The 5,447-nt window shown below is 34.1% G+C and carries 5 protein-coding genes and 1 tRNA gene; 3 read left to right on the top strand and 3 right to left on the bottom strand.

Features of this window, described 5'->3' with window-relative positions; genetic code table 11:
* Positions 1–131: 131 nt before the first annotated feature.
* Both OZD67_RS03750 and OZD67_RS06155 read right to left on the bottom strand, forming a co-directional pair.
* Positions 132–208, bottom strand: a tRNA-Met gene (locus tag OZD67_RS03750).
* 190 nt (positions 209–398) lie between these two features.
* Positions 399–536 (bottom strand): hypothetical protein, encoded by a 138-nt coding sequence (locus tag OZD67_RS06155; protein ID WP_338063310.1) that lies wholly within the window; start codon positions 534–536, stop codon positions 399–401.
* Between OZD67_RS06155 and OZD67_RS03745 the strand changes: the two genes are divergently transcribed.
* Together OZD67_RS03745 and OZD67_RS03740 are read left to right on the top strand one after the other, a co-directional pair.
* Positions 529–2,433, top strand: coding sequence for a ComEC/Rec2 family competence protein (locus tag OZD67_RS03745; RefSeq protein ID WP_338063309.1), 1,905 nt, complete (start codon positions 529–531; stop codon positions 2,431–2,433). The genes OZD67_RS06155 and OZD67_RS03745 overlap by 8 nt on opposite strands.
* 61 nt (positions 2,434–2,494) lie before the next feature.
* Positions 2,495–3,889: a site-specific integrase gene (locus tag OZD67_RS03740; protein ID WP_259346666.1), complete on the top strand. Its 1,395-nt coding sequence runs from the start codon at positions 2,495–2,497 to the stop codon at positions 3,887–3,889.
* Here the strand turns inward: OZD67_RS03740 and OZD67_RS03735 are convergent.
* A complete protein-coding gene (locus OZD67_RS03735) occupies positions 3,786–4,007 on the bottom strand; it encodes a hypothetical protein (protein WP_274999715.1) in 222 nt (73 codons plus the stop codon). The two genes, OZD67_RS03740 and OZD67_RS03735, sit on opposite strands and share 104 nt — an antisense overlap.
* A 119-nt stretch (positions 4,008–4,126) precedes the next feature.
* Here OZD67_RS03735 and OZD67_RS03730 point away from each other — a divergent pair.
* A partial coding sequence (locus tag OZD67_RS03730; protein WP_274999611.1) for an IS110 family RNA-guided transposase occupies positions 4,127–5,447 on the top strand: 1,321 nt, incomplete at its 3' end.

The following is a 5,447-nucleotide window of genomic DNA, read 5'->3' as shown; positions in this document are numbered from 1 at the left end:
TGCACAGATGAAGATAACTGAATACCTTCACTATCATGATAAGGGGGCTGGCGAGGCTTGTCAAGTAAGTTTTTTCGTTTAATCCGTTTCCATGAACTACCTGAAACCACAATATTCGTACAGTTGGAAAATGGTTGCGGGAGTAGGATTTGAACCTACGACCTTCAGGTTATGAGCCTGACGAGCTACCGAGCTGCTCCATCCCGCGTCGTTGTTTATTTAGTTATTATATATACAATAATAGAAAATAAAAGAATAAAATTGCGTCACAGTCACATGTCGGTATGTTTACTAACTTTCTTTGACATAATAGTTAGTTATATACGTCATAACCTACGTAATGAAAAATATAACTTGATACTATGGTTTTCTGTGTGTCAGTGTGTAGGGATTTTAACCTATTTTTCCCTAAGTTTTGAACCAGGCTGCATTTTCACTATATCTATTTTTCTTTTGCTTTCACCCATACTAATTCTGATTGCAATATTATACAGAAAGTACGCAATATTATGCATTGCTTTAATTGCAGTGCTCATAGGGTTTACAGCCAGTAAATTAAGAACAGCTTTAGTAGACACTCAAATTCTTGATAAAGAGAGATATGTAAAAAATATCGTTGCCATAGTGAAGGACATTAATGACAGGGACTCATACAAACAATTTCTGCTTTCTGTCTCTACTATCTCAAAATCCTCTCCTGTCATCCCAGCACCCCCTTTTGTCATCCCAGTACTTGATACTGGGATCCAGAAAAAAAAGATATGGATTTCAGCGTTACGCGCTGGAATGATACCGTATAGAGCTCTGGATAACATCAGAATATCAGTTAGAACCAAAGTGGAAAAAGGCATTAAAATAGGCGATCAAGTAAAATTATCAGCAAAACTCTTCCCTCTAAAGATTGCGCCCTCGGAGCATGCATATGATTTTGCAAGAATAGCATATTATCAGAAAATAAGTGCAACAGGTTTTGCAACAAGCAAAATAGCTTTGCACAAAAAGGCTGAAGCAAGGAAATTTCGAGAATATATAGAATCTTTCCGTCAATACATTTATGAAAACCTGCAGCAAAATATTAAAAAACCACATGCAGACATAATTTCTGCATTACTAATCGGCAAAAAGGACGGAATAGACCAAAAAACTATGGATGCGATAAGAGATTCAGGTATAGCACATTTGTTTGCCATATCTGGTTTGCATTTATCATTCGTTGCTGGTCTGTTTTTTGTAGTGTTTCGTAATTTATTCGCAATATCTGAAACTTTGACTCTTAAGTATAATACCAAGAAAATATCTGCATTCCTTACTATCTTGCCAACCACGTTTTATTTGTTGATTACCGGTATGCAAGTTTCTGCTCAGCGTGCCTACATAATGGTGATTTTAGTACTCGTTGCAATAATGATAGAGAGAAAATATCGAGGGTTAATAGCAATTGCGTTTGCTGCTGCAGTGATACTCTCAGTAGAACCAGAAGCAATTTTAAAGCCAGGCTTTCAGATGTCATTTTCTGCGGTTTTGGCACTGGTTGCCAGTTATCAAATTAATGCTAATAAATTATTCAAAATAAAAATAATGAAATATTTTGTATCGATAATGATCAGCTCAGTAATAGCAAGTTTAGCAACTGTTCCGTACACGATATACAATTTTAATTATTTTTCAATTAGTGGTATTATCACAAATTTAGTTGCTATACCAATAGTTACATTAATTATTATTCCACTTGGAATAATTTATGTCTTATTGATTCCTTTAGGTATTGAATGGATTATAGCGCCATTTATAGAGCGCCCAATTGACAGTATTTTGTATATAACAAATGCTATTGCTAGTCTTCAGTATTTGGTTATTCCCATTCGTACTTTTCCTGCCTCATCAATTATTATAATAACACTTGGTTTATTGTGGCTGTGCTTGTGGGAAAGAAATTGGCGTTTTTTGGGAATTTTCTTTATTGTACTAGGTATTTGCTTTAGCACTGCATATAAAACCCCCGACATCCTAATAAATGCTGATAATGTTGCTGCAAAGGAGAGTGATAACTTACTATATTCTCTCACTAGAAAAAGCAGGAACTTTGTTGTCAAAACATGGGCGAAACAAAATGGGCAGAACCAAATTTTGAATCATACAAAATATAGCAATCCAGATAAAAGACTAAAGTGCAACGATTATGGCTGTATATATAATAAAGGAAATAATAAATCAGTACTGCTTGCTTATAAAAAAGAAGATATTTCAGAAAATTGTGATAAAGTTGATTTAATGATTCAATTAAGTGAATTCGACTATTCAGTTTGTAATACTAAAACTATCAAATATGCCGATTTAGAAACGTATGGCACACATTCTATTTGGTTAACAAATCATGAAATAAAGATTAACAAAGTGCGCTCCAATAGGCCTTGGCACATGTTGAAAAATTAAGAAACTTGATTTTAAGGTTTGGTTAATGTATACCTAAATAAATTAAAACTAGAAAAATGTTATGGTTACAGACACTAAAGATCCTTTCAAAGACTATTTTGATTTTTTAGGATTTAGAAAACTTTCTGACCAGCCCAGTAGAATTTTGAGCTCTATAAGAAAGTATTCTGGTACTATATCGATAGCAAGTACCATTGCTACTCTTATAGCATTTACTACCTTTTCTATTCAGCCTGTTATAGTAAGTATTGCTGGATTTGCGTTCATGCCAGCACCTCTTGCCTTTATTCCTCTTGCAGTTCTCTTATTTACTGCTGTTATAAACTTTATAAATACACAAAAAATAAAAGAGAGTGAGATAGATAAAAAAGTAGGAAACTGTCAAGTTGATGAACAGTACAGCCAGATTGTTCAAGAAGCCGAAAAAATTGAAATTGTAACAAATTTAGATCGTAAGAGGAAAAAGCTTGCAATAGTTTTACCAATTTCTAAGACGCAGAGAGAAATACTAGAAGATATAAAAGCAGAAAATAGAAATAGGATTTTCTTGTTTACTGGATCATATGTATTTGGCAGTAACCTTAAAAAAGCTTGCGATTTACTTGATAATAGTCTTTTAAAGCCTGCAAATGTTAATATTAAAGAAACGCTTAATGATATAAGAGGTGATTTAAAAGTTTTACTCAATAATTTAGAAGAGATTATAGAGCAAGATGTAGATAAAGTGAAAAAGAACGCTAATACAGAGATAACTACGTGCTTGAAAGGTATTAGTAAAAGTATAGGTGAGTCATTGAAAGAGATACGTACTGAATTGAAAGAAAAACTTAACCAACTTCAGCCTTCAGGAATAGGAAATTATCTTGTTAAACTTGTGCCAACTACAAGCAACAGACAAGCTGTTGATACTGGAGATTCTCATGATCAAAATCACTCTTTGGAAAGTGAGGAGGAGGAGTTCTTTGATTGTTTTGCGCTTACTGAGGAAAATAAAAAAGAAATAATTCAAGAAGTACGTAAAATAATAAATGACGTGGTACAGAATAAGCTTGAGCCGATACAAGAACAGCTTGCAACGTTGCAAGCAAACGGCAGTCCTGATAGCGCTTTAGGATCTGAAGATGTAGATAATATTGACCAGTTTCCATTAACATTAGAAGATACAGTAAAAGCACGACGTAAAACAGTAAGAAATTTGGAACTAGAAGAAGAAAACAATAGGCTGATAAAAAAAGAGCAGAAGTTAACACAAAGAAAACCTGAACAAGAAAAAACAGATGAATGGAAAGAAAAAATCAACGGCAAAGCAAGTGAATTTCTCTTTTATCTGTTAGAATTTATCAAGTTGAAAATCAACGATGATGCAGGAGAAGAGCTGAGTGAAGTGACATTAAGAAATTTTGATAATAAGATAATAATTCATTTAAGAGCATCGAACAAGGAAAAATCTTGTTAAACCTGAAAGAAACTATTTTATCCAGTGCTATAACAATTTTTAAATATAATTTATTAAGAAGTATTTTTGCAGTTATAACCGGACGCTCAATGGTGCTAGAGTGCCCGTTTGGGAGCATGGTTTTGGAGGAACGGTTAAACCACTGATGGAGTCTATTACGACTACCTCGATTAGAAGATTGTATAATCTAACCGTCCCAAGCTTAAATACTTCTTCATTATAAGTTATAGGAGGTCAATTACAATGACAAAAAGTAAATTAGAGGTAATGAATCCTGATGCAGCAGGGATAGATGTTGGTTCGGCTGTACATTATGTATGTATACCCGAGAGAAGAGATGAGCAACGTGTTCAAAAATTTGGCTGCTTCACTGAAGACCTTCATAATTTAGCAAGGTGGTTAAAAAAGTGTAAAGTTACAACCGTAGCGATGGAATCAACTGGTGTATATTGGATTCCTTTGTTTCAAATACTGGAATCTTACGGTTTTGAAGTTAAGTTGGTAAATGCGCGACATGTAAAAAATGTACCTGGGAGAAAGTCAGATGTTCAGGACTGTCAGTGGTTACAACAACTACATAGTTATGGATTACTCCAAGGGTCATTTAGGCCAGATAGCCAGATATGTGTATTGCGTAGTTACGTGCGACAACGTAAGAACCTCACTGAAAGTGCATCTACACATGTTCTGCGTATGCAGAAGGCATTAATTCAAATGAATATACAACTGCATAGAGTTATAAGAGATATAACAGGAGTAACTGGTATGAAAATTATCAAGGCTATAATTAAAGGCGAAAGAGATTCTGGGAAATTGGCTCAATTCAGGGATGCACGAATAAAAAATGATCAGTCTACTATAGCAAAAGCGTTAGCTGGCGATTATAGAGAGGAACATGTATTCACGCTAAAGCAAGAATTTGAACTATATAATATTTATCAAGAAAAAATAGCAGAATGTGATAGAAATATTGAGGTCTATTACAAAACGTTTGAAACAAAATCTAACGAAAGTAAACAGTTGAGTAAGGAAAAGAATAAGCACAGAAAAAGTAAGCCTGACTTTGCTTTGCACGAGGAACTGCACCGAATAACTGGTATGGATTTTACTAAAGTTCCAGGGCTTGATATACTAAGTATACAGACTATAATTTCAGAAACTGGTATAAACCATAATAAATGGTCAACAGAAAAACACTTTTCATCGTGGTTAGGACTCAGCCCTGCCAATAAAATTACAGGAGAAAAAGTGTTTAGCACAAGAACGCGTAAAGTCATTAATCGTGCTGCGAATGCATTTCGAATGGCTGCTAATTCTGTAGGAAATAGTAAAAGTTCATTGGGTGCATACTACAGGAGATTAAAAAAACGATTAGGAGCACCAAAAGCAATAACAGCTACTGCAAGAAAAATAGCATGCATATTTTATAGTATGCTCAAATACGGACAAGAATATGTAGAAAAAGGAATGGAATACTATGAAACACGATATAAGGAGAGAGCTGTAAAAAATTTGATCAAAAAGGCACGAGAATTTGGCTATACTTTAGTGCAACAAG

Origin of the sequence: Wolbachia endosymbiont of Drosophila nikananu (assembly GCF_028981865.1) — a bacterium.
Taxonomy (GTDB): Bacteria; Pseudomonadota; Alphaproteobacteria; order Rickettsiales; family Anaplasmataceae; genus Wolbachia; species Wolbachia pipientis_B.
Note: the sequence above shows the minus strand (reverse complement) of the source record. Positions and strands in the feature narration are given on the sequence as shown.

Excerpts from the sequence above, each read along its gene's own strand:
- OZD67_RS06155 (WP_338063310.1), bottom strand. The coding sequence starts at position 536 with ATGAGCACTGCAATTAAAGCAATGCATAATATTGCGTACTTTCTGTAT.
- OZD67_RS03740 (WP_259346666.1), top strand. The coding sequence starts at position 2,495 with ATGGTTACAGACACTAAAGATCCTTTCAAAGACTATTTTGATTTTTTA.
- OZD67_RS03735 (WP_274999715.1), bottom strand. The coding sequence starts at position 4,007 with ATGCTCCCAAACGGGCACTCTAGCACCATTGAGCGTCCGGTTATAACT.